Raw genomic sequence first — 24,332 nt, forward strand, 5'->3', positions numbered from 1 at the left:
TCCCCTTGAAGAAATCGCTACCTTCGAGCCCGATCATGCAAGCACATGCCCTCCTGACCCAGGACGAACTGGATTTCATCCAGGACATGCAGCATTCGCCCCAGTTCAATGTGTCCGACTCCATGTCGAGTCTGCTGGTCAATGGCGACCGCCATGTGCAGGAACTGCTCGCCCGCCTGGTGGCTAATGAGCAAGTCACGCTTCAGGCCCAGTACAACAACCAGCAGATCAGCTTCCCGCTGCAGCTGGTCGAAGACGAGTTCCATGCCGTGCATCTGCAGGTGGGTTCGCCTGAAATCTTCGAAGAAGGCCCCACCCCGCGCCCTTGGCGTCTTTCGCTGGAGCAGCCGGCCCCGCTGCTGGATACCCATGGCAAGCAGAGCGGCCTGTGGATCCGGGACATTTCCTCCAAAGGCACCTTGGTGCAAGTGCGGGATCTACCCGAGGCGCCGGTGCGCTTCGCCCTGAACTTCGCCCCCGAGGGCATCGAACCCATCCGCCTCAAAGGCGTGCTGCGCCGGCGCATCGGCCCGGACCTGGCCGCCTACGACCTGTCCCGCAGCCCGGCCGACGACCTCGAGCGCCTGCGCGAGTACATCCTCCAGGCCCATCAGCAGATGCACGCCTAAGTATCCAACTGCCCGGCCAGGTACTGGCGCAAGCGCCTGCGCATCAGGCTGCCTTGCGCGCCAAGGCAGGCGACCGGGCTACCGCCCAGCTGTTCCTGGGCCAGCTCCGCCACCTCCCCCGCCAGCACCACCGGACACCCAACGCCGAGGGTCAGCCGCGCCAGGCGCTTGCCCAGCGCCTGAGTGGGGGGCTGATGGGAGAACATCACCAAGGCATCGGGCGCGAGGCGCTCGCACACCAGCGCCAGCTCCTCCATGGGCTGCCCGGTCGCCAGCACCGTGACGCCCACTTCGTCGCTGCCCAGCAACAGCCCCGCCACCAGCAACTCCAGCTCATGGCATTGGCCCGACAACGGCGCCAGCACCACGCGCTGGCTCCAGGGCCCGCGCGACAGCTGCAGTCTCAGCAGCACCTTGCCTCGCAAAAACTGGTCGAGGAACAACCACTCACTGACCCGGCCAAAACCGCCCTGCCCCGCTCGCAAGCCGCGCCAGACAGGCATGAAGACCTCATCGAACACCGCGTCCAGGGCATGGCAGGCAAACACTTGGTCGAACAACCGTTCCAGTGCCAGGCCATCGAAACGCTGGGTCGCCTCCTGCACCTGGCCGCGCCAGCCGGCCAGCTCCTCGGCATTGCCGGCGCCTTGGCCATCCTGCGTCACGCCCTGATTGCGGGCCAGGATACTGCCCACCTTGCTCACCGCCACGCCACGCTCCAGCCAGCCGAGGATGCTGCGGATATCGTCGATATCGGCCTGGGAATAGAGACGATGGCCACTGTCGGTGCGGGTGGGCTGGATCAACCCGTAGCGGCGCTCCCAGGCGCGCAGGGTCACAGGGTTGACACCGGTCAGCCGGGCCACTTCGCGAATGGGGAACAGCTCTTGGTGTTCCAGGCCGGCCGAGGTGGCCACCTGATCATTGATGTGCACGGACAACGCCTCTTGTTTCAGATTCTGCATTCTACGCCGGGACACTCCGCCAGGTCAGTGCAACCATCCGCCGGCTGACACTGACCGGTCACGAATCCTGAGCGATAATCCGTGCCCGATTCTTGCAAGCCTGCTCGCATCGCCCACCACCCCGGGCGATGTAAGCCTAGGGGCCAGCTACCCGCCAGCCCCGTCGCCAGGAGATACACGATGTCTACCCCTCCCGTCACCCTGATGGTGTCGCGCCGCGCCGCCCATGGCCGTTACCAGGACCTGCTGGCCTGGCTTCATGAAGGCGAGCAGTTGGCCACCGACTTCCCCGGCTATTTGGGCTCGGGCATCCTCGCGCCACCGGCCGAGGGCGATGAGTTCCAGATCATCTTCCGCTTCACCAACGAATCCACTCTGCACGCCTGGGAGCATTCGGCCTCGCGTCGGGCCTGGCTGCAACGTGGCGACGGCCTGTTCGAGCGCCCCAAAGAGAGGCGCGTCAGCGGCCTGGACGACTGGTTCGGCACCAATACAGTGCAAAAACCGCCACGCTGGAAGCAAGCAACCGCCATCTGGCTGGCATTCTTTCCGGTCTCGCTGCTGTTCAACGTGCTGTTCGGCCACTGGCTGGCGCCGCTGGATCTGCTGCCACGGGTACTGATCAGCACCCTGGCCCTGACGCCGGTGATGGTCTATCTGTTCATCCCGCTGTCCACCCGTCTGCTGGCCGGCTGGCTGAACCCAACAGTACCTGCCACCGGCCAGGCATCGCGCGGGCTGCGCAGCCGCTGAGGCGCAGCCGCACAAGAGCGAAACAGTTCGGGTATGCTGGGGCATCAATGCAAGGACAGACAAGTTGACGCCCCGATCATGAACAGCCCAATCCTCGTCACCGGCGCCAGCCAGCGCGTCGGGCTGGCCCTGGCCCTTGAACTGGCACAGGCCGGCCATACGGTGGTCAGTGCCAGCCGCAGCATTCACCCACAAACGCCCCACCCGAACATCGTGCAGTTTCGCGCCGACCTGTGCCAGGAGGCCGACCGCCAGGCGCTGATCGAGTACCTGCAAAGCCATTACGACGGCTTGCGCGCGATCATCCACAACGCCTCGCTGTGGCTGGACGATGGCCTGGACAACCTGCAGACCATGTTCCGCCTGCACGTCGAGGCGCCCTATCACCTCAACCTGGCCCTGGGCGATTTGCTAGGCAAGGTCGAGAAGGCCGACATCATCCACATCTGCGACGAAACTTCCTCACGCGGCAGCAAGAGCCACATCGGCTACGCCGCGACCAAGGCCGCGCTGCAGAACATGGTGCTGTCGTTCGCCGAAAAATACGCGCCGAAGGTGCGCGTCAACGGTATCCTGCCGGGCCTGCTGATCCTCAAGGAAGGTGGCGACGACGCCTACCGCCAGCAGACCCTGAAAAAAGCCCTGCTGGAGTTCGAGCCCGGCGCCCGCCCGCTGATCGAGGCGGTGATGTTCCTGCTCGAAAGCCAATACAGCACCGGCAGCCAGGTGGTCATCAACGGTGGCCGCCACCTGAAGAATCGCATGACCTGAGGGAAGCCCCATGACCCCGCAACAACAGCTCGAACTCGAGGCCGCCGCGTTCCGGCGCCTGGTCGAACACCTGCAAAAGCGCACCGACGTGCAGAACATCGACCTGATGAACCTCTCCGGCTTCTGCCGCAACTGCCTGTCCAAGTGGTACAAGGCCGCCGCCGACGAGCGCCAGATCGACGTCAGCCTGGACGATGCCCGCGAGAAGGTCTACGGCATGCCCTATGCCGATTGGAAAGCCCAGTACCAGAAAGAAGCCAGCGCCGACCAACAAGCGGCGTTCGAAAAAGGAAAGCCACGTGACTGATCTGTCCACCCTGCGTAACAGCCTCGCCAGCGGCGAGCATGTTTTCGCCGACACCCTGGCGTTCATCGCCGCGAACTACAGCTACCAGCCCCAGGCCTTCAGCAATGGTGGCGTCGAGAACGCCGCCGGCCAGAACGAAGGCTCGTGCAAGACCCTGGGCCTGGCCCTGCTCGAAGGCTTGAGCGACCAGGAAGCCTTGTTGGCGTTCGGCGAGCACTACCGCAGCGTGCTGGCCACCCCCGAAGGCAGCGACCATGGCAACATCCGTGCACTGATCAAGCACGGGCTGGCCGGCGTCACCTTCGCCGAGCAGCCGCTCAAGCGTAACGCCTGATATCGCCGGGGCCGCTTTGCGGCCCAGGCCACCTCAGCTGATGATCCGTCCCGGTACCGCTTCAGGCAGCCTGCCCTGCTGCAACCAGGCCAGGGCAATCGGCCAGAGCGTCTCGCGGAAGCGGTCATGGAAGAACGCGAAATGCCCGATCTGCGCGACCGAGATATCTCCAGGCGCCAACCGCAGGTGCCGCCGCTCGGCGTGCTGCAGGTAGCCCAGTAACCGCTCGGTCGCCGCCACGGTCCCGAACGGGTCGTCCGTGAGGCTGATCGCCAACGTCGCGGCCTGCACCTGGGCGAACGGCAATTGCGCCAGTGTCCGCCCGCTCGGACGTTGCTCGTAGCGCGGCGTGCGAGTGGTCCAGTCGTGCACCACACCCGCCGGCGTGTCCTCCATCCAGCCCAGGCGCTTGCCCGGGAAATACCCGCACAGTCGGGTCAGCAACGGCATCACCACGTGCCATTTACCTACCAGCCGCCAGCGCTCGTTCGCCGCGTAGTCGCGCCAGTAAGCGAACTGTGCGCCGACCATCACCACCCGCCGTACCCGCCCGCTGGACGGCGCGAGCCCTACTGCACAGCCGCCGAAACTGTGCGCCACCACATCCACCGGCTGGCCCGCGAAGCGCTCGGCGGCCAACTGCAGCATCGCCTCGAAGTCCAGCCGCCCCCAGTCGCTCCACGACGCCTTGAAGCCGCGCAGCGAAGCCGGCCGCGACTCGCCGATGCCCCGGTAGTCGTAGGTCAGCACGTCGAAGCCCTGGGCGAACAGGTAGTCGGCAAAACGCGAGTAGTAACGGCAGCGCACCGAGGTGGCGGCATTGATGATCACCAGCGGGCGCTGGGGGTCGGGGGAAGCGTGGCGCCAGAGGAAGCCTCCGAGGCTGTAGCCGTCGGCGGTACTGTGGCGAAAGGCGGTGGCGGGCTGGGTCAGGCTGCTCATGACGCGCTCCCTGCAGTGGTGCGCCAACGCTAGCAAAAAAAGCGTCTTCAGCCATCCCCTAGCAGGAGCCGCTGCGCAGCCCGTCGCAGGCTACACCTGCTCCCACGGAGCCCGCGCAACACCTGGAAGGCGCTGCGCGTGTGGGCACTGGCGAAGCCTGCGAGAGGGCTTGCAGGCTTCAGCGAGTATCGCCCCAACGGTGGGGCGACAGGCTTACAGCTCGATGCAGTCGAACTTCACATCGGTGGCGACGTCTTCGTCGTAGTTGACGTCAGCACGCTCGAAGCCGAACAGATTGAGGAACTGCTTCTTGTAACCGGCATAGTCGGTCAGCTGGAACAGGTTCTCGGTGGTCACTTGCGGCCACAGGGCCTTGCAGGCGTCCTGAACGTCGTCGCGCAGTTCCCAGTCGTCCAGACGCAGGCGGGCCTTCTCGTCCACCGGCATCGGTGCGCCGTCGGCGCGGTACATGCGGTCGCGGAACATGCGGTCCAGCTGGTCCTGGGTGCCTTCGTGAACGCCCTTCTCCTGCATGATCTTGAAGACCATCGACAAGTACAGCGGCATCACCGGAATGGCCGAGCTGGCCTGGGTGACCACCGACTTGAGCACCGCTACGTTGGCGCCGCCCTTGATTTCGCTGGCCAGCTTCTTGTCCAGGCGCAGGGCGGTTTCGTCCAGGTCCTGCTTGGCCTGACCCAGGGCGCCGTGCCAGTAGATCGGCCAGGTGATTTCGGTGCCGATGTAGCTGAAAGCCACGGTGCGTGCGCCTTCGGCCAGCACGTCGGCTTGGCTCAGGGCGTCGATCCACAGCTGCCAGTCCTGGCCACCCATGACGGTGACGGTGTCGGCGATTTCCTGCTCGGTGGCCGGCTCGATGCTGGCCTCGATGATGGTGTCCTTGTTGGTGTCGATGGCGGTCGACTTGTACGGCTGGCCGATCGGCTTGAGTGCCGAGCGCACCAGTTCACCGGTCTGCGGCAGCTTGCGTACGGGCGAGGCCAGGGAGTAGACGACCAGGTCGACCTTGCCGCCCATTTCGTTCTTGATCAGCTCGATGACCTTGGCGCGGGCTTCGTCGGAGAAGGCATCGCCGTTGATCGACTTGCTGTACAGGCTGGCTTGCTTGGCGAACTTGTCGAAGGCAGCGGCGTTGTACCAACCCGCGGTACCGGCCTTGGTCTCGGTGCCCGGCTTTTCGAAGAACACGCCCAGAGTGTCGGCCTTGAAGCCGAAGGCTGCGGTGATGCGTGCCGCCAGGCCGTAGCCGCTGGATGCGCCGATGACCAAGACCTTCTTCGGACCATCCTCGCGCACGCCCAGCTTGCGGGTGGCTTCGATCTGGTCACGGACGTTGAGCTCGCAGCCCTTCGGGTGAGTCGTGGTGCAGATGAAACCGCGAACCTTAGGATGAATGATGGCCAATGTCTGTACCTCTTCAGGTTTGTGCCGAGGAAGCGCGCCGCAGGGGACGGTTCCGTTTGATCAGAGGGTGAGACTACCCCCGCAGGTTATCCGACACATATTACGGGGGTGATTGGCGCGATTCAAAAACAACCTGGCGCTCAGGCGTGCAGTCATCGCGGGTCTTGGGGCTGACGCCGTCGCCCGGTGAGCATCGACAGGGGCAGGTTTTCCTTCAGGCGCAGGCTTTCGACCAGTGCCGCGAGCAGGTGCACGCAGACCAGCGCCAGCAGCGCGTTGGCCAGGAAGCTGTGCACATCGTTGGGCCAATCGACGCCCCACAGGGCATCCACCTCCTGGGACAACCAGCCGGTCACTCCCAGCCCCACGACGCAGGCGAGCATCAGCACCATCACCAGTGCGCCGATCGGCGTATGACCCAGCCGCTGGTAATGCTCACCCCGCCGCAAGGCCCGGGCATGCGCCGCAAGGCGCGTCGGGGTCGGCCAGAAGTCCGCCCAGCGCGCACTGCGCGGCCCGACGAAGCCCCACACCAGGCGCACGATCACAACACCGAGTGCGTAGTAGCCCAACCACTGGTGCCAGTCGTCACCTTCCTCGTTGAAGAACGAGTTGGCGAAGAACACGAACACCAGCGACCAGTGGCAGCACCTGAGCAAGGGGTCCCAGAGCCGCACGCTGGCCATCAGTCATGGATCTCGCTCTTGACCGCCTTGCCGCTCACCGGGTCGTGGTAGATCTCGACCTTGCGTCCGTCCTTGTCGAAGCCGTAGATCTCGTAGCAGTTGCCCTTGGTGATCTTGAACTTGTTGATGCGGTAACCCTGCTCCTTGAGCTGGGCCTGGAACTGGTCGGCGTCCTGCCAGGTGCTGCGCTCGGCAGTGGTGCACTTGGGTTCGGCGAAGGCGCTGGCACTGGCGAAAATCAAGGCAGTGGCGATCAGGATCTGGCGCATGACGGGAAGCTCCGTTTTGTTTTTGGAAACCGCAGTGTGCGACGCGAAGCTGAAGCCAAGCTTAGTGCCAGCGGCCTTTGGACGCCCTGAAACGACTCCATTGATTTGAATTTCAGATCAATGCAAAAGAAAAACAAACTTAACAAATGAACCAAACCCGCCGATGCTGCCGGTAATACGCCGAGCCGGCGTCCACCCCTTGCACGGAGAACAACAAGATGAACGACGTGGTCATCGTCGCCGCCACCCGTACCGCCATCGGCAGCTTCCAGGGTGCCCTGGCCAATGTGCCCGCTGTGGACCTGGGCGCCGCCGTCATCAAGCGCCTGCTGGAGCAGACCCAACTGGACCCGGCCCAGGTCGACGAAGTGATACTCGGCCAGGTGCTGACCGCCGGCGCCGGCCAGAACCCGGCGCGCCAGGCCGCGATCAAGGCCGGCCTGCCCTACAGCGTGCCCGCCCTGACCCTGAACAAGGTCTGCGGCTCGGGCCTCAAGGCCCTGCACCTGGCTGCCCAGGCCATCCGCTGCGGCGATGCCGAGGTGGTGATCGCCGGTGGCCAGGAGAACATGAGCCTTGCGCCCTACGTCCTGCCCTCGGCCCGTACCGGCCAGCGCATGGGCCACGGCCAACTGGTCGACACCATGATCACCGACGGCCTGTGGGATGCCTTCAACGACTACCACATGGGCATCACCGCCGAGAACCTGGTGGAAAAATACAGCCTCACCCGCGAGCAGCAGGACGCCTTTGCCGCCGAGTCCCAGCGCAAGGCGGTGGCCGCCATCGAGGCGGGCCGCTTCAAGGATGAGATCACCCCGATCGTCCTGCCGCAGAAAAAAGGCGAGCCGCTGGTGTTCGACACCGACGAGCAACCGCGCCCCGGCACCACCGCCGAAGCCCTGGGTAAACTGCGCCCGGCCTTCAAGAAAGACGGCAGCGTCACCGCCGGCAACGCCTCCAGCCTCAACGACGGCGCCGCCGCCGTGCTGCTGATGAGCGCGAACAAGGCCAAGGCCCTGGGCCTGCCGGTGCTGGCGAAGATCAGCGCCTACGCCAGTGCAGGCGTGGACCCGGCGATCATGGGCATCGGCCCTGTCTCGGCTACCCAGCGCTGCCTGGACAAAGCCGGCTGGCAACTGGGCGAGCTGGACCTGATCGAGGCCAACGAAGCCTTCGCCGCCCAGGCCCTGGCCGTGGGCAAGGCGCTGGAGTGGAACGCCGAGCGCGTCAACGTCAACGGCGGCGCCATCGCCCTGGGCCACCCCATCGGTGCTTCGGGCTGCCGCGTGCTGGTGACCCTGCTGCACGAAATGATCAAGCGTGACGCCAAGAAAGGCCTGGCGACGTTGTGCATCGGCGGCGGGCAAGGCGTGGCACTGGCGATCGAACGCTGATCCATCGCCCGGGGGGCGCAGAGCGCCCCCTATGGCCTGGGCCTCACACCTTGCCCTTGGCCTGCTTCACATCGCTCGCCAGGCCACCCGAGGCCCCCGCAATGGTGGCGCCTGCACCCGGCAGCACCTGGGTCACGGTTTGCGTCACGGAGCTCTGCACATGGCGGGTGTACTCGGCCACTTGAACGCCCGCGCGCATATGGGCCGAGACCGTCTGGGGCGTCAGTATCGTGCGGGTGAAGGTCGAGCTGACAGTGCGGAACAGATTGCCCAGCGCCGAGACGATGGACACGATGGTCAGCACCACGAACGGAATCGACAGCCACATGATGCTCATCTTGAACAGCGCCAGCTCCGTGCCCAGCCCCTGTAGGCGGCGGCAGTACTGCACGCACACGCACAGATAGATCATCGCCAAGACCGAGATGGCCAGCAGGTCACGCACATCGAACGCCACCCGTGCCGTCAGCAGCCCATAGATCAGCGCACTGACCAGCACGTCCGGCACCAGGACCTTGAGCCCCTCCACCGCCTTGGCGATGTTGTAGAGCACAAAGCCAATGAGCACGATCCAGCCCAACACCGGCACGAAGCTGAAAGCGATCACCAACAGCGACAGCAAGATGCCCTGCAGCATCCCGTGATAGAGCTTGTGGCGGATGAGGTAGAACACGAAGTAGCCAAACGAGAAGGCGGCAATCGCGAGCAATGAAGCGATCATCAGCTCACGATCGAGGAAAAAACTCGGGAAGCCGACGGCGATCATGAACGCCAGGCACAGGTATCCGCTCTTTTGCATCGAACAATCATCCATGGGGGGAGGCCGCGATCGGTGGGGTGCCTCCATCGCGGGCATGGATGCTACTAATGTGCCACTACCCTGTCGAGCGCGACTTCGTCTCTCGTGCCGGCACAAAAAAACGCTACATCCATCACGATGTAGCGTCAGCTCAGGGTTCGAATCAGGCCAGTGCCGTACGGCGCAACTCCCGGGCCGCGGCCACCATGTTGACCAGCGCCGCCTCGGTCTCCAGCCAGGCACGGGTCTTCAGGCCGCAGTCCGGGTTGACCCACAGGCGCTCGGCGGGGATACGCTGGGCCGCCTTGTTCAGCAGCCCGATGATGTCGTCCTTGCTCGGCACGCGCGGTGAGTGGATGTCGTACACGCCAGGGCCGATCTCGTTCGGGTAGTCGAAGCGCTCGAAGGCCTCCAGCAGCTCCATGTCCGAACGCGAGGTCTCGATGGTGATCACATCGGCGTCCATGGCCGCGATCGACTCGATCACATCGTTGAACTCGCTGTAGCACATGTGGGTGTGGATCTGCGTCTCGTCACGCACGCCCGAGGCGCAGAGGCGGAAGGCTTCGGTGGCCCATTCCAGATAGTGCGGCCAGGCGCCACGGCGCAGCGGCAGGCCTTCGCGGAAGGCGGCTTCGTCGATCTGCACGATCTTGATGCCCGCCGCCTCCAAGTCCAGCACCTCGTCGCGGATCGCCAATGCCAGCTGGCGGGCCTGGACTTCGCGGCTCACATCCTCCCGTGGGAAGGACCACATCAGCAGGGTCACAGGGCCCGTCAGCATGCCCTTCATCACCTTGTCGGTCAGGCCCTGGGCGTACTGGATCCAGCCGACAGTCATGGCCTTCGGCCGGCTCAGGTCGCCGAAGATCACCGCCGGCTTCACGCAGCGCGAGCCATAGCTCTGCACCCAGCCGAAGCGGGTGAAAGCGTAGCCCTCGAGCTGCTCGGCGAAGTACTCGACCATGTCGTTGCGCTCGGCCTCGCCGTGCACCAGCACATCCAGGCCGAGGTGTTCCTGGATCTGCACGGCATGGCGGATCTCGCTCTGCATGGCTTCGACATAGTCGGCCTCGGTCAGCGTGCCCTGCTTGAACGCCTGGCGCGCCAGGCGGATCGCAGAAGTCTGTGGGAACGAGCCAATGGTCGTGGTGGGAAACGCCGGCAGATCGAGCCCCGCCCGCTGCTTGGCGATGCGCTGCGCGAAGGGCGACTGACGCTGGCTGTCCTTGGGCTGGATCGCCGCTACGCGAGCCTGTACCGCCGGCTTGTGGATGCGCGGCGAGGTGGCGCGGCTGGCCTGTACGGCGCGGCTCTGGGCCAGCGCCGCGATCACCTCATCGGCCTCGGGCGTGTTGATCGCCTTGGCCAGCAACGCCACTTCCTGGCACTTCTGCACGGCGAAGGCCAGCCAGCTCTTGAGCTCGGCATCGAGCTGATCTTCGCGGGCCAGGTCCACCGGGCTGTGCAGCAGCGAGCACGACGGCGCCACCCACAGGCGATCGCCCAGGCGCTCGGCGGCGTAACGCAGCACGTCCAAGGCCTTGTCCAGGTCGCAGCGCCACACATTGCGGCCGTTGACCACGCCCAGGGAGAGGATCTTGTAGGCCGGCAGGCGGTCGAGGATGGTCGGGAACTGCTCCGGCGCCCGCACCAGGTCGATGTGCAGGCCATCGACCGGCAGGTTGGCCGCCAGGCCCAGGTTGTCTTCCAGGCCGCCAAAGTAGGTGGCGACCAACTTTTTCAGCGGCGCGCGCTGCAGGATGTTGTAGACGCGCTCGTAGGCGTTCTTCCAATCCTGAGGCAGATCCAGCGCCAGGATCGGCTCGTCGATCTGCACCCACTCCACACCTTGGGCGGCCAGGCGGTTGAAGATCTGGTCGTACAGCGGCAACAGGCGATCCACCAGCTCGAGCTTGTCGAAATCGGCGCCCTTGGTCTTGCCCAACCACAGGTAGGTCAGTGGGCCGATCACCACCGGCTTGACTGCGTGGCCCAGGGCCTTGGCCTCGTCCACTTCCTCGAACAACTGCTCCCAGCTCAGGGCGAACGCTTGGTCAGCGGTGAACTCCGGGACCAGGTAGTGGTAGTTGGTGTCGAACCATTTGGTCATTTCCTGGGCGTGGCCACCGCCACAGCAGCTGTCGCTGACGCCTCGCGCCATGGCGAACAGGGTGTTCAGGGTCGGCTTGGCCCCCTCGTGGCCAGCGAAGCGGGCCGGGATCACGCCGAAGGTCAGCGAATGGGTCAGCACCTGGTCGTACCAAGCGAAATCGCCGACCGGCAGCAGCTCGATCCCCGCGTCCTTCTGCACCTGCCAGTGGGCGGCCCGCAGCGCCTGGCCCACGGCGCGCAGGCCGGCTTCGTCCAGCTCGCCCTTCCAGAACGCCTCCTGGGCCTTCTTCAGTTCGCGGTCCCGACCGATACGCGGAAAGCCCAGGTTGTGCGCCAGTGCCATGTCTTATCCCTCAGAAATCTTGAAATTGAATGAGGGAATTTTCCCGGCTGAGCCATTGTGAGACAAACTCATTAAATTTGAGATCAACTCAAGAATTGCTCATGATCGTCGAACAGGTCGAGCGCAACAAGGACCCGCGAAAGGGCCAGCACAACCACCTCGAATGTCTCTTTCAGCGCATTTCCCTACGCAACCGGACATGACCCAACCCTCGCCCTGCCCCACAATGCCACCGTGCCCCAACCCGATATCCGAGCGCCCATGAGCCAGCTGAAAACCGCGCTGCACGACAACACCTTCGTCTGCATCATGGAGTTCGTGCCCAAGTCCTCCAGCGAGCGCTTCGCCAGCCTCGAAGCCCTCATGGCGCGCCAGCACCTGTGCGGCTGGCCCATGACCATGGCCATCGCCGACCGGGTCGGTAGCCCCTTCGAAATGTCGCCGCTGGAGGCCTATTCAAGCTTCAGGCAACCCCTGCCGGCCCTGTTGCACTTCTCCGGCAAGGACCGCGAGCGCCACCACTTGCTGGAGCAGTTGCAGCAGATGGACGCCGCCGGCCTCGACCAACTGCTGTTGCTCACCGGCGACCGCCTGCCCGGCCACGTCCCCGGCCAGCGCCCAGTGCGCTACCTGGAATCCATCGCTGCCCTGCAGACCGTGCGCCAGGCACGCCCCGGCTGGCTGCTCGGCGCCGGCATGCACCCGTTCAAGTACCGCGAAGAAGAAGGCGGCGCCCAATACTTCAAGGCCGAAAAGAAGCTCGCCGCCGGCGCGGACTTTCTGGCCCTGCAACTGGGCTATGACGCCAGCAAGCACCTCGAAGCCATCCAGTGGATGCGCCGCCAGCCCCACCCCAAGCCACTCACGGCCTGCGTGATGGGCCTCACCCTGGGGCGCGCGAAGATCTTCGAGCACGTCGCCGGCATCGTCGTCACCCCGTCCATGCACGATGTGCTCGCCGCCGAAGCCGAGGTCTCCAAGGCCCACGCCCAAGCCCGCAGCCTCGAACGCCTGGCCCTGCAGATCATCGGCCTGCGCCTGATGGGCTATGCCGGCATCCACCTCTCCGGCATCCACGACCTGGAGCAGCTGGACGCCCTGGAGCGCAGCCTCGAACACTGGCAGGCACGCCTGCACTCACTGGAACAATGGGCCCCGGCCTGGCGAGCGTGCTGGCAGATGCCCGGCCTGCCGGATGTCACCTTCCATCCGCCCGGCGCCAACTGGCGATTGGGCGAATCCCAGGTCAGCGCCTCGCCCAAGGAGACCGCGCGCTATCACCTGCTGCACGGCCTGCATTCACTGCTGTTCAGCCGCCGCAACCCACTGAGCCAGGCCTTCGGCTGGGCCGTGCAACGCCCGGTGTGGAACACCCCAACCGGCGCCCGCGTGCTCCATCGCCTGGAACGCAGTGCGAAAAGGCCTCTGGTCGGGTGCGACACCTGCGGTACCTGCCGCCTGGAAGACACCCTCTACATCTGCCCGGAAACCTGCCCCAAAGGCCTGGCCAACGGCCCCTGCGGCGGCACCACGCTCAACCGCTGCGAGTTCGGCGATCGCGAGTGCATCCACAGCGTGAAGTACCGCACCGCCAAGGCCGTCCGGCAAACCGCTGTGCTCACCGAACGCCTGATCCCCTGCATCGACGCCGACACCCGCCACCGCAGCTCCTGGCCCACCTGGTTCCAAGCCCCCGCCGCGACCACCACCATCGCCAAGCCCTGTGGCAGTGGCCTTGCGCCGCAGTCGGTCACCGAGGCCACCCTCAAAGCACCTGCCCTGCACGCCAGCGAAGTGCCCGAGCTGGACAACTGAACCCACGGCGATTGGGCCCAAAGGTGGCCCTGCCCGCCCACCCCACTTACACTCACCGGCCATCAGGACAGCCAACGCAGTTCAAGGACCGGCATGAACGAAACGCTCTACGAAGCCAACAAACTCGCCGACCTGATCGCCCAACGCCAACTGATCACCTACGACGTGGTGGAGCAAACGACCAAACACCCGGTACTCGCCAAACCCTTGCCGGTGTACGAGCAAGACTTTCGCCGCGTGCTGATGAGCGTCATGGCCAAGGACCGCCGCGCCGTGGAAATCGTGGCAAACCCCGAGCAGTTCACCCATGAGCCCAAGGCGACCTGCAACAGCATGGTCCTGCTCTACGACACCATCCTTTCACTGCCGGACTCCGCCCTATTGGCCGGCCTGCTGCGCAGCATGGCCGCAGACGTGGCCAATGCGCAGTAACGAACAGTGGCCATCGGCAGTCATGCGCGGCACGTCCCCTGTGGGAGCGGGTTTACCCGCGAAGAGAACACCACCGCTCCCCAACCGCCGCACTCACTTATCCACAGCCCAAACAAAAGCCGCGTCCTGACAACAAGACGCGGCTTCAATCAAGCATCACGGGCTAACTGCCTACGCGCTCCTCATCGCCCAGCAACTTGCCACACTGCTCACTGGCCAACCGGCTGATGATCTTGATCGCCTGATGAATCCCCGCCGAGGCACGAAAGCTCAGTTGGGGTTCGTGCTCGCACTCCAGTTGCTCGTCGCGCTGCATCAGCGATTCGCCGAGCAGTTCGAGGGTCCAGACGTAGCTTTGTAGGGTGGTGAGGCGTTCGTGGTCAGTCATGGGGCACCTGCCTTGGGGCTGGCGTTGGGTTGCCCTGGGTGTGGATGGGGTAGAAGCGGTGGGAAGCCCGAGGAGTTGGGCGGTGGAGAGCGGATGCGAGGATCCGGAACAGACTTGTGATGGTCATGCATGAGGTCCTTTTCATTTGAAGCACCACGCCAACCGTCGCCAAACGATTAGGGTGGCAGCTGTACGCAGGTTGGCGAACCGAGGAAAAGGAACTCGGCAGACCCGAAGGTCTCCCACGCACAGCCGCCATTACACGAGACTGCGGGCACAAAAAAAGCGCCTGCAATCGTGATCTGGGCGCCATTGCGCCTTTTCGTTCGGGTCGCCAAACCCGGACGCGGAATTTGCCGCGACCGGGGGAATTTATCCCTGCGGCTCGATCAGCGCAAGGACTGGGCTTTGATCTGAAAGGTATTGCTACGAAATCCCATCCCGCCCGGCCATAACCCGACGGATAGCCATACCGTTGGGTACAGAAACGTCATTGAAACGATGAGTGGTTAGGGCTGAAATCCAGCAAGACGGCATAATGGCATCGCATTTTTTACGACCCCCACCACCACCCCGCCGTCGCGAGCCCCTTTGTAATGAATACCCAAACACGCTACTCGATCATCCTGGAACACAGCGCCGAGGTCCTCCTCGAAAACGCCTCCATGGCCCAGGTGGAAGCGTTTTGGGATGACAACGATGAGCGGTATTTCGGGTTGCGGATTGAAGATGAGCGCAGCGCTCATGCGCGGGTGATTGTTACGGATGAAGTGCCGGATGAGGAAGAGGATGGGGTTGTGGTGCTCTGTGCCTGATAGGTGGCTCCAAAATCCTTCACTAGAATTCTCGAATGTGCCGCACCGGGGCAGTTTCAGGCTTGATAGCCTTCAAACTTCCAAGCGTAAAATCGTACTAATTAACCTGCAAGCTCAGGCCAACTAGCCCCTTCATATTTCGATATATCCTTGATTTCACGTCATTTGTTTCTGCCCGTTTACAGCAAGATCCGGCAGGAAGCTTCGGATCGAAAGACTTCGCACGGCGATGACCAGTTTGGGTTTTAAGTTGCCGTTCACGACCGGCCGCTTTCGCCCCTTAGCGGTCATTCGCGGGCGACAGATACCGGCCAGAAGCAGCCACTGAGTATCCTGGGCGTCTTAGGTGATGCCGGTCATAAAAGCCGAAATCTAGCTGCGCTCAACAAGATCTATCAGGCGCAAATAACGTGGATCTGATGTCAGGTTAGGTTCGGTTTCCGCAATCAGTGCTAGCACCTTCGGTAGCTCATATGACGGACGGGTGAGAACCTGAGGTGTAGCTCTGTTCATCAAATCCAGCGTCGTTTCAGGGAATAGAACGGTAATCGGCATTTCATCACGGATCTCTCGGGTGAACCGGTAGAACGGATAGTCATTTGTCTCCACCGGTACCACAAACTTCTTCATCGCCTCGTAGACGATTGGAAAACTATCGCCGGTGTCCACAAGCAAGCCAATCCACGACCTCATCGATGCAGCAGTCCTATATCGACGCTCTCTCGGCCAATCCTCATTGATTAAGGGGATGACGTGTTCGGCCCAACCATTCTCGTTTTCCTTTCCAACTAGACCCAACCAGAAAATGAATCGATTCCGAGTTTCATCAGACATTGCCCGCAAAACCGAACGCATTTCAACTTGTGAGAGACCGCCCTGCTCATTCGGGTGAAATACCCGCATGAAGCCCAGCCATTGTGCGGCTATGTTTGAGAGCTCTTGGTTCCATGAAAAGCCTTCGATCCACGGAAAAAGACGAAGCAGAAGCGGTTTTATGATTGCGGCCAATGGCGGCCATGGCCCCCGCCCAAAATGAAGAAACCCGTTCCACGCAGGTTCCGAAGCAGGATGATCAAATTCCAACATTGGAATAAGACGCCCCACAGTCCAGACGGGATCAACGAACATGAGCCAGTTCAGTCTTCTGCTCACTATCGACACCGCATGATCCGAATCCTCACCAGGTGCCGAAAAAAGGCGCTCTATACGAAGCTTGATGTGATCAGGGATGAGTGATCCAGCCTCTTTCTCCTCCCTGGACACTGCATGAAACAGAGCCTCAGTACACATGCCAACGGGGCCGTTGATTGCGTGGTCGAGTGTACGTCGGGACCGTTGAATGACTTGCCCTCCTTGACGGACTTCGCCAATCCCGCTCTTCGCTGCGTCTGCTCCACCGCTTAGAATGCCACCCACAATGTGATCGCAGACTGCCCAACCGAGACCATCATCAAACTTAAGGGTCGCGACCAAGTTTTTCTCGAGCCACCGGCCCAAGGTATGACGCAGCTTGGCGATAACCGCATTCGGGAGTCGCGCTACTCGATTTAGAAATACCCGTCTAAGTCTCGGCGGGATGTCTGCGGGAAGTTCATCTATCATCGAGGACCAGAACGCCTCTGGGTAGTCATCAGCCTTTCCTGCAATCGTCAGCGCAGACAATGCCTTGCGCGGATTGGCTTTCACTAAACCAGTAAAGGGCCGCTTCTCGGTGAGGCTGCCTAAATCGCGTTTAAGGTCTCCCTTCGCCGTGGCTATGACCTGATTCACTGGAATGCTCATAAGCTCGTCGGCGGTTTCGTCTGTGCGAACCCAGCCTGCTTGTGAACCCCATTTAGTCACCGTCGAGGTCGCCCAATCGTCGTCCCATTCAGAAATGCCCCTGATTATTCCGGCAAGCCGCTCCCTATAGTTCTCCGTGAGATCACAACCCTTAATTTCGAGATACCGAGCATATCGGGCGATGAGCCTATCCCGCAGATCATGGTGTTGGTCTTCAGTCAAATGGGAAAGCTGATCAGGGCCCGAGAGGATCCGATCGGTAATTTGGTCTCGGCGCTCCTGAGAGAACTCTCTCCACCGATCCGCCAACAAGAAAAGAAGCTCTCTGGCTGCATCACGGCTCCAAAAGGCCTCTTGATCGAAGGCCAATATCGAGCTGGCAACAAAGTCAGCATCAAAAACCGTTGTCTTGTTGAACGCGTAAAGCTTGAGCTTCCGGAAAAAGAACTGATCTGTCTCGGGCCAGACCATTGCATAGGCATTCGCCAGCTCTGGGTTAAGGTCAGTCATTCGGTCGAAGAGCTCGATGAACCAAGTCGTAATCTCTGCGTCTTCGGTCCTACGCTCTATACCGACGACCTCTCGGTCCGGATAGCAAGTTGGGGTCTCAACGTAGACTGGCTCGATATCAACAAGGAGACCGGAGGCAATCTTTAGCTGCTCCTGCAGGATGGAAACTACCGCTGGCAACATATCGTCTGGGATTTCTAGAACCTCGTTATGCCGGTCAAGGAACTTGACGTCGAACTCACCGAGGTCACTGAGGTGAATTTCCTCCCATGTTGAAGATGGTGGTTTGGATTGCGCTAAGCCAAATGGCGAGCGGATATCAACTCTGGGCAGGGTTACTCGCCTGAACTCTCGAAGGACGCTGGGTCCCCAGCCCTCTTTCGCTATCAGCTTCTTCAGACTGAACCAGTCGCCATTGATTTGACGATTGCGAGAGTCTCGATGGTGCTCAAGAATCAGACGCCAAGTGTGTCGAGCTCGCTTGTGAAGATCCGTCCCGTGCTCTATCTGCCAGTCAATCTCATGCAGCAATCGCGGGTGAAGTCCGTTTTTCCGAATCGCCCACCACGCAAGCACAGGGCTATCAAGCGACTTTCCGACCCAAGTCATGAGATGACCTAGCCTTTTCGGGACCGCCTCGAAGCCCTCGGGCTGCCGGTCACCCAATCGATGGACATCATGCGGGCTATCGTCCTCATCACGCCAGATAAGGAGATTGTCGTTGCTGACACCCAGTCTTCGATCATCCTCAGTGAGCCCCAGCAGATCGTCATCAAGTCCATAAGCGGCGCTAGGGTCGAAAGTTTCTGCATCAGCACCATAGCTGCGGCTCTGTTTGGCTGATCGGATATTCGCATCCATTACACACACCCATTCCGGGTGAGGTGCTGGGTCAGCCTCCGAAAACAATCTCGCCCCCTGCACGGTGCGAAGGACATGAGCAACTTGGCCACGCTCATAAGGCGCCAGATCCTTCGGGTTCTGCTGGCTCTTAGCAATTATGGATGCACGCCACCTGCGTGGATCATCGGCCCGGTCTGCCCAGGCCTCCAGGCTCCGCCATAGGTCTGGATGATTGGAATAGGCTATGGCTGTGACGCCTCGGTCTCGCCATTTGACTTCGATCTCTTCCGGAAGCCCGCGATCAAAGGCATAAAGCCTAGACCGATCATACTGACCGTCATGATTGAGGCCCTGAAGAAGATATTTTATGGGTGGGTCTTCCGCCTGATAGCCGACCAAAACGACGGTATATCGTTCGAGGAGGTGCCTGATGAAGCTAGTGGCCCATCCTTCTGAAAGGTAGGCACGTCCGAAGTCCGCGCTGCTCAGAACGTAGGGATGACTTTCAGAGGCGGCTTCCACCAGCCGCCCGTGTAGATACGTGATCCCCTCTATTTTCGATCCGTAGTTCAGGTCTGGAAAAGCAGGCGGCACGTGCAGAACCAAATGCTCCCCGTCCTGCCCGGCCTCAAACAATCGGTCGAAGTTCGTCGTGACAATCTGCGGCACGCCGCTCTGGCTCGAAGAGATCCGCTTGATCAGACCGTGCTCACGCCCAAAGTCATTTATTTCTAGAGGGGCACTCAGCCGCTCTGTGACCAGCGCGTTAACTTCATCCTTGCCGTATTCCAGATGAAGAAGGTTGAAGATTTGATCGAGAGGGATTCGCTGCGGACTGCCCCTCCACCCATGGTCGAAACGCAGCCATGACTTCTGAGTCGGCTGGGGGATCAAAGTGCTCAATGACGTACTGCGTGAGACCTACAAAAGTCGGCATTCCTGATGGCAATGAAACGCCTGCACCGCAGAGAAATACAACGCGGCCAGCATCACAGCGCTCTAGGAGGATGTCTGGAATGGAGGGTCCGTCAGGAAGGAATCTCATGGGCTCAACTTTCCATTTTGTTCGTAGGCACTTCTTCCAGATTGGCGAGTGTGCCTTCCGCACTTTGATGAGATTGCCGCCTCATCACCAATAAACTCTCGCCGATGGCGAATATCTGAGCCGAAGAGTATCAGCAAGCACAAACAGAACTAAAGCACGCTACTCACAAAGGCCGTTTGCTGATGGTTTGCTTGAAATTTCAAGATAGTGCAGAGGATGTATTTGAACTGATTGAGGATGCGGTTAGAGACCCTCTCCAATTCTGATTGTTGGAGCGTCACATATGTGCATCAGGCGCGAATAAGGGCTAAAGGCAGATACTGGACGCCAGCTGCCGATCATGAGCGTCCGCTTCCCGGCAGCACATTCAACCGATGAACGCAACACACTGACCGGCAGCTTCTTGGCCGATTGCGGCCCTTTGCGAAGGGCCGCTGTGGGTCGAAAGCGACCCTTCGCGAGTGGCCGCTGACGCCCCTAGCGGTACGCCATATCCATGCAGCCGTGATCGGTATGAATCGCCGCTGGTTTCGTAGACACCTCCAAGCCTCATAATGAGGCCCAAGTAGGAGGTGCCATGAGTCGTCAGCGTTAACCCGAAGAATTCAAGATTGAAGCGGTCAAGCAAGTGACCGATAAAGGCAAACCTGTCGCCGAGGTCGCCGAGCGGCTGGGCATGTCCGTGCACAGCCTTTACGCCTGGATCAAGGTCTACAGCAAGCCCCAAGCGAAGCGTCAGCAAGACGATGATCAGCAGGCCGAGTTGCGCAAGCTACGCGCCGAGCTCAAACGCGTGACGGAAGAGCGAGACATCTTAAAGAAGGCCGCCGCGGACTTTGCCAAGGAGTGCGGCTGAAGTACGCCTTCATCAAGACGCACTCGACGGATTACCCGGTGCGGCGCCTTTGCCAAACCCTCAAGGTGCATCCCAGCGGCTACTACGCTTGGTTGGCCGAGCCTCAATCTGCCCGAGCAAAAGAAGATCAACGTCTGCTTGGCTTGATCAAACATGCTTGGCTGGAAAGCGGAGGTGTGTACGGCTACCGCAAGATTCACGATGACCTGCGTGAGCTGGGAGAGACATGCGGGAGAAATCGAGTAGGGCGCTTGATGCAGGCAGAGGGGCTGCGTTCGCAAACGGGCTATCGGCGGCGTCCAGGTTTTTACGGCGGAAAGCCGACCGTAGCCTCGCCGAACCACCTTGCGCGGCAGTTCAAGGTCAGTGAGCCGAACAAGGTCTGGGTGACAGACATCACCTACATTCGCACCTATGAAGGATGGCTCTACCTGGCGGTAGTGCTGGATCTCTTCTCACGCCAAGTAATTGGTTGGTCAATGAAGCCCAGGATGTGCAGCGACTTGGCGATCGACGCATTGCTGATGGCCGTGTGGCGCCGCAAGCCACAGCAGCAAGTGATGATTCATTCAGACCAAGGCAGTCAATTCAGTAGCTCAGATTGGCAAAGCTTCCTGAAGGCCAACAACGTGGTCAGCAGTATGAGTCGGCGAGGAAACTGCCATGACAACGCCGTAGCCGAGAGCTTTTTCCAGCTGTTGAAGCGGGAGCGAATCCGACGAAAAATCTACGCAACACGTGACGAAGCCCGAAGTGATATTTTCGATTACATCGAGATGTTCTATAACCCTAAACGCCGACACGGCAGTGCTATGCAGCTGTCGCCAGTAGAGTATGAGAGACGCCATTTTCTGAGCTTGGAGAGTGTCTAGGAAACCAGGGGCGATTCAGTACTCGCTTTGCATTTTTTGCTCAGCTTCTACAATCTTCACTGATTTCTATTACTACCCGCATGAGGCTAACCTTTGTCTACAGACCCGTTATGTCTGATTTTTATACCGGCGCTTGTCACTCTGCTAAAGGCGGCGGAGGATCGGAAAGGCTCTGCGCTCAGCGAAGCTGAGGTGCTTGAGATTCGAGATAATGCCACCGCGATGGCAGTGCCCTTCAGTGCTGCCTTCGCGTTAGAAAAAGATCGGGGTTATGAGGACATCGTTCCAGAGGATTGCTGGGAAGAATGGCTGCGGGTCCGTTCATCACTCTGACCACCATCGTTCAAAGCTTAACCCGGGAGACAAGAATATTGCTGGTCCAGAATTTCACAGCGTCTCGGTCGTGATAGGTCATTAAGCCGACCGGCAGCTATCGACCCAAAGCTGCCGCTCGCAAGCGACGGGTGTCAGCCAATCTCTTGCGAGCGCTCTGCCAAATGTAGCGTCAACCCTCGATGTGCAGCCCGACCTGAAGGCGTAGCTCATTTTTCAAAAGTCGTTAAATTCATCAAATAAACGTCTTAGATCGGCATCACTTAGATTGCTCAGGGTCGTTACGTGATCCGTCGGCCTCCTCAGGCGCAGGTGTCTGCTCAGCGACAATAGAAAGATGTATAGAGGCGAACTGGTGTGCAGTCATTCTCGCTGGCTCTCCATCCTGATAGTACTGAGGGGCGTCCAGTTCGGCTCCATAGCGGGTACGGAGGTTATCAAAAACATAGTTCGGTGAGATTATTGACGCGATGCTGTCGTAGCTCTCACGCCTCAGGTCAGACCTAACCGGCAGGCCACTTTCCACCTCCCATCCTTCTCCGATGTAGGTGTCGAGAAAGTCGTCCAGCTTCGCTGGGTCTTGATCAAAAATCTCGAGTAAGCGCGCTTCGATCTCTCCTCGATTTCTTCCGTGCCGCCAATACCAGTAAAGATTTGGTGCGTCTCTTCCTGCTTGAATAAACAACGGTTCAACATCGTCCGCGTCACGGATTCGAAAAGCGAACAACTGGTAAAGGACGTCGTCCGCTCCATTAGGAAGAACTCGGCGCTCTTCTGGTCGGTCCTCTGAGTGTGTGAGCCATCGGACGCACTCCATCCCCATCGCCAACGGAAATGCTGCTCCAAGTACTGCCTCAGCAGCCGACTGCCTGTCAGATAACGGGATTCGCCTGATAAGTTGAGAAATTAGTATCCCCGCATACATTATCGTACCGCCGATTATGAGAGCTCCGCGTTCGCGCGGAAGAAGATCTCCATTCCTAGCGACAGCGATTGCGATCGCTAATGCCGAAACCTCATCCAGAGAGTCCGCTCGGTTCCTGAATGCTTGGATCAACTGCGGCATGGCCCGCTTTGAATACGAGCTCAACAGGCTGCGCTGTAAATCGGTATCTGCGGTGACAAGGGCGTCTATAAGGGTTGTCAAATGATTATCCGATATGTCACCTTCAGGCACCCCGTAAACGAAGTAGCGCCTGAAATAACGGCTCGAACAAACTCTTCGCTCGTTAGCCCAACGCTCCTCCCAATCTCCTCCGTACGTCATATTGCTGATTCGCGGAAAAAGAGGTTTCAAAAGTCGCTCTCGCACTTGGCCCCGCTCTTCTGAAGCAGAACCTGGCATTACGGTTTCGAGGAGCCGATCAATGGCAGACGGAGACCTTTCCAAACCTCGCAATGCTTCGCGGGGCTCTCCCTGTAAAAACAAATCTGCGTTGTCGCGAATTGCCGCATGCAGCTTTGGGTACAACACCCTCAGTCCTTCAACAAGCATGAACTCAGCGATGTTGACTTCTCCCTTGACGAGTGGAAGTGCAAACATGAGTGCGTTGGTGTACAGCTTTGCGACTCGTGGAGTTTCAAGCTTCGGCTCAAGGCCGTCTACAAAATGGCGGGTGAATACGTCGATCTGACGCTGTTCAAGGACAATCTCTGCTTGATTGAGAGCATGATCGACGCCCTCAAACGCGATTTCTCGCAGGCTCATTCGATCAGCGGGGGGTAGATGCAAGGGCACCTGAATGATCTTTTCGAGAAAAGCGCGCCCTGCTTCCTGTCCGCCGGCGCCGTAACGCTCACCCAATGCAGCAGCGACTACCTCATCATCGAAAGCCAGAACGTAGCAGGTGTATTTGAAGCTAGCCGAGAGTTTTACTAGCTTGAAAATGGCGTGGGTTTCATGCCTATCCAACCGATCAATATCATCGATAAGGATCACCAATCTTTTCCCGCTTTGGCCCAAAAGAGCGTCAATTTGATCCTTGAGATTATCGAGACTGACTTTGGATAACGATTCTCCGATCTGCTTCGCTGCTTCACCTGGATTGATTTCTACACCCGGCAAAGCGACTGAGATGACAGACAGGATCCCCCCGTAGGACTCGAGCAGGGCAGCTGCTTTTTCTTTGAATGCTGGCTCTTTACCCAAAGCTTCAGCCAGGGTCGAAAAGAAGCCGCGCAAAAGTGCGTCTTCGGAAGGAAAGTGCCAAGGATTGAATCGTATTGTGACGACCTGTCCGTGCTGGTCTAGCGACTCCTCCATCATCTTGAGAACTGAGGTTTTTCCATCTCCCCACGGGCCAAACAGGCCGATGACAATGCTTGAGGGGTCAAGGCGCCTAGCGATTGTCTCAGCGATACGCGCTGCGTAAGGCGCTCGACCGAACCGGTCTTGATGCTTTGAGTTTATGGGCTCATCCGAGAAGTATTGATCGCCTTCATAGCGGCTTTCTTGATCTTTACGAGTCGTTTTCTCTGCAGCAGCATGCGATGCGGCTTCTGAGTCTTTAGTGTCCATACCAAACAGTTTGCGAATCCACTTCACGAATCTCTCCTTGATGCCTTGTAAGTCAGTACGCGCTGATTCTCGTGCCCCGTTGTGCGCAAACCTGCTGAGGCTTGAGGAAACGGGCGAATTACCAACTTCATGAAAGCACGATTTCTCTCATATTTGGTGGGTCGGCGACAGTGTTGGAATTGGACCTCATCAAGCTGCGCTATTGCGCGCTTCTGGGCCCACCACGAGGACGGATGCTGACTCAGAGCTTGATGCCATGATCGACTTGGGTACTGAGCGCACCGTCAGACTGGCGCCCTCGTCGAGAGACCGCTTCTGGCCGATAGCTGCCCCGAACAAAGGGCAGCTATGGGTCGAAAGCAGTCACCCGCGACCAGCAGCCTTCGAG

At 60.3% G+C, this 24,332-nt stretch carries 21 protein-coding genes; 11 read left to right on the forward strand and 10 right to left on the reverse strand.

What is annotated here, in order from left to right:
• The first annotated feature begins 35 nt into the window (after positions 1 to 35).
• Positions 36 to 629 (forward strand): hypothetical protein, encoded by a 594-nt coding sequence (locus tag DQ397_RS15765; RefSeq protein WP_043209597.1) that lies wholly within the window; start codon positions 36 to 38, stop codon positions 627 to 629.
• On the opposite strand, the gene DQ397_RS15770 is transcribed toward DQ397_RS15765, so the two are convergent.
• Positions 626 to 1,594: a MerR family transcriptional regulator gene (locus DQ397_RS15770; protein WP_080642079.1), complete on the reverse strand. Its 969-nt coding sequence runs from the start codon at positions 1,592 to 1,594 to the stop codon at positions 626 to 628. The two genes, DQ397_RS15765 and DQ397_RS15770, sit on opposite strands and share 4 nt — an antisense overlap.
• 180 nt (positions 1,595 to 1,774) lie before the next feature.
• On the opposite strand from DQ397_RS15770, the gene DQ397_RS15775 reads away from it, so the two are divergent.
• The 4 genes from DQ397_RS15775 to DQ397_RS15790 all read left to right on the forward strand — a co-directional run bounded on the left by DQ397_RS15775 (position 1,775) and on the right by DQ397_RS15790 (position 3,759).
• Positions 1,775 to 2,347, forward strand: coding sequence for an antibiotic biosynthesis monooxygenase (locus DQ397_RS15775; RefSeq protein WP_043209601.1), 573 nt, complete (start codon positions 1,775 to 1,777; stop codon positions 2,345 to 2,347).
• A 78-nt stretch (positions 2,348 to 2,425) separates the two neighbouring features.
• Entirely contained in the window at positions 2,426 to 3,118 is a 693-nt protein-coding gene (folM, locus tag DQ397_RS15780; protein WP_043209603.1) for a dihydromonapterin reductase, read from the forward strand.
• Positions 3,119 to 3,128: 10 nt separating this feature from the next.
• On the forward strand, positions 3,129 to 3,425 hold the full coding sequence (locus DQ397_RS15785) for a DUF1244 domain-containing protein (RefSeq protein ID WP_043209604.1): 297 nt from the start codon (positions 3,129 to 3,131) through the stop codon (positions 3,423 to 3,425).
• Positions 3,418 to 3,759 carry a HopJ type III effector protein gene (locus DQ397_RS15790; protein ID WP_043209605.1) on the forward strand — a complete coding sequence of 114 codons (342 nt, stop codon included), beginning with the start codon at positions 3,418 to 3,420 and terminating at the stop codon, positions 3,757 to 3,759. Before DQ397_RS15785 ends, DQ397_RS15790 begins: the two co-directional genes overlap by 8 nt.
• A gap of 33 nt (positions 3,760 to 3,792) precedes the next feature.
• Here DQ397_RS15790 and DQ397_RS15795 read toward each other — a convergent pair whose 3' ends face one another.
• The 4 genes from DQ397_RS15795 to DQ397_RS15810 all read right to left on the reverse strand — a co-directional run bounded on the left by DQ397_RS15795 (position 3,793) and on the right by DQ397_RS15810 (position 7,081).
• Complete coding sequence (locus tag DQ397_RS15795; protein ID WP_043209606.1) at positions 3,793 to 4,701, reverse strand: alpha/beta fold hydrolase; 909 nt, start codon at positions 4,699 to 4,701, stop codon at positions 3,793 to 3,795.
• 213 nt (positions 4,702 to 4,914) lie between these two features.
• Positions 4,915 to 6,126, reverse strand: coding sequence for an enoyl-ACP reductase FabV (gene fabV, locus DQ397_RS15800; protein WP_043209609.1), 1,212 nt, complete (start codon positions 6,124 to 6,126; stop codon positions 4,915 to 4,917).
• Positions 6,127 to 6,278: 152 nt separating this feature from the next.
• A complete protein-coding gene (locus DQ397_RS15805; protein WP_043209610.1) occupies positions 6,279 to 6,812 on the reverse strand; it encodes a cytochrome b/b6 domain-containing protein in 534 nt (177 codons plus the stop codon).
• On the reverse strand, positions 6,812 to 7,081 hold the full coding sequence (locus tag DQ397_RS15810) for a PepSY domain-containing protein (protein WP_043209611.1): 270 nt from the start codon (positions 7,079 to 7,081) through the stop codon (positions 6,812 to 6,814). The genes DQ397_RS15805 and DQ397_RS15810 overlap by 1 nt, the downstream gene beginning before the upstream one ends.
• 218 nt (positions 7,082 to 7,299) lie before the next feature.
• Between DQ397_RS15810 and DQ397_RS15815 the strand changes: the two genes are divergently transcribed.
• Positions 7,300 to 8,478, forward strand: a complete 1,179-nt coding sequence (locus DQ397_RS15815; RefSeq protein ID WP_043209612.1) for an acetyl-CoA C-acetyltransferase — start codon at positions 7,300 to 7,302, stop codon at positions 8,476 to 8,478.
• Positions 8,479 to 8,521: 43 nt separating this feature from the next.
• On the opposite strand, the gene DQ397_RS15820 is transcribed toward DQ397_RS15815, so the two are convergent.
• Entirely contained in the window at positions 8,522 to 9,277 is a 756-nt protein-coding gene (locus DQ397_RS15820) for a hypothetical protein (protein ID WP_043209614.1), read from the reverse strand.
• Between the two features lie 163 nt (positions 9,278 to 9,440).
• The gene (gene metE, locus DQ397_RS15825; protein ID WP_043209616.1) at positions 9,441 to 11,735 is read right to left on the reverse strand and encodes a 5-methyltetrahydropteroyltriglutamate--homocysteine S-methyltransferase; all 2,295 of its coding nucleotides are present in this window, start codon (positions 11,733 to 11,735) and stop codon (positions 9,441 to 9,443) included.
• A 261-nt stretch (positions 11,736 to 11,996) separates the two neighbouring features.
• Here metE and DQ397_RS15830 point away from each other — a divergent pair, with 261 nt between their 5' ends.
• Positions 11,997 to 13,550 (forward strand): methylenetetrahydrofolate reductase C-terminal domain-containing protein, encoded by a 1,554-nt coding sequence (locus tag DQ397_RS15830; protein ID WP_080642081.1) that lies wholly within the window; start codon positions 11,997 to 11,999, stop codon positions 13,548 to 13,550.
• Between the two features lie 93 nt (positions 13,551 to 13,643).
• Positions 13,644 to 13,982 (forward strand): hypothetical protein, encoded by a 339-nt coding sequence (locus DQ397_RS15835; RefSeq protein ID WP_043209617.1) that lies wholly within the window; start codon positions 13,644 to 13,646, stop codon positions 13,980 to 13,982.
• A gap of 163 nt (positions 13,983 to 14,145) precedes the next feature.
• Here DQ397_RS15835 and DQ397_RS15840 read toward each other — a convergent pair whose 3' ends face one another.
• Entirely contained in the window at positions 14,146 to 14,370 is a 225-nt protein-coding gene (locus DQ397_RS15840) for a hypothetical protein (protein WP_043209620.1), read from the reverse strand.
• A 596-nt stretch (positions 14,371 to 14,966) separates the two neighbouring features.
• On the opposite strand from DQ397_RS15840, the gene DQ397_RS15845 reads away from it, so the two are divergent.
• Complete coding sequence (locus DQ397_RS15845; RefSeq protein ID WP_043209622.1) at positions 14,967 to 15,185, forward strand: hypothetical protein; 219 nt, start codon at positions 14,967 to 14,969, stop codon at positions 15,183 to 15,185.
• Between the two features lie 372 nt (positions 15,186 to 15,557).
• On the opposite strand, the gene DQ397_RS15850 is transcribed toward DQ397_RS15845, so the two are convergent.
• Positions 15,558 to 19,223 carry an SIR2 family protein gene (locus DQ397_RS15850; protein ID WP_238556611.1) on the reverse strand — a complete coding sequence of 1,222 codons (3,666 nt, stop codon included), beginning with the start codon at positions 19,221 to 19,223 and terminating at the stop codon, positions 15,558 to 15,560.
• A 752-nt stretch (positions 19,224 to 19,975) separates the two neighbouring features.
• On the opposite strand from DQ397_RS15850, the gene DQ397_RS15855 reads away from it, so the two are divergent.
• Both DQ397_RS15855 and DQ397_RS24765 read left to right on the forward strand, forming a co-directional pair.
• Positions 19,976 to 21,093 (forward strand): IS3 family transposase gene (locus tag DQ397_RS15855; protein ID WP_372240772.1). Its coding sequence is split into 2 segments (ribosomal slippage): positions 19,976 to 20,177 and positions 20,177 to 21,093, totalling 1,119 coding nucleotides; the frame shifts between segments, so codons are not numbered across the junction.
• A 93-nt stretch (positions 21,094 to 21,186) separates the two neighbouring features.
• Entirely contained in the window at positions 21,187 to 21,426 is a 240-nt protein-coding gene (locus DQ397_RS24765) for a hypothetical protein (protein ID WP_043209625.1), read from the forward strand.
• A 259-nt stretch (positions 21,427 to 21,685) separates the two neighbouring features.
• Here the strand turns inward: DQ397_RS24765 and DQ397_RS15865 are convergent, their stop codons facing one another.
• Positions 21,686 to 23,971 carry a P-loop NTPase fold protein gene (locus DQ397_RS15865; RefSeq protein WP_043209626.1) on the reverse strand — a complete coding sequence of 762 codons (2,286 nt, stop codon included), beginning with the start codon at positions 23,969 to 23,971 and terminating at the stop codon, positions 21,686 to 21,688.
• Between the last annotated feature and the right edge of the window lie 361 nt (positions 23,972 to 24,332).

The organism is Pseudomonas sp. CK-NBRI-02, assembly GCF_008124495.1.
GTDB classification, from domain to species: Bacteria; Pseudomonadota; Gammaproteobacteria; order Pseudomonadales; family Pseudomonadaceae; genus Aquipseudomonas; species Aquipseudomonas guariconensis.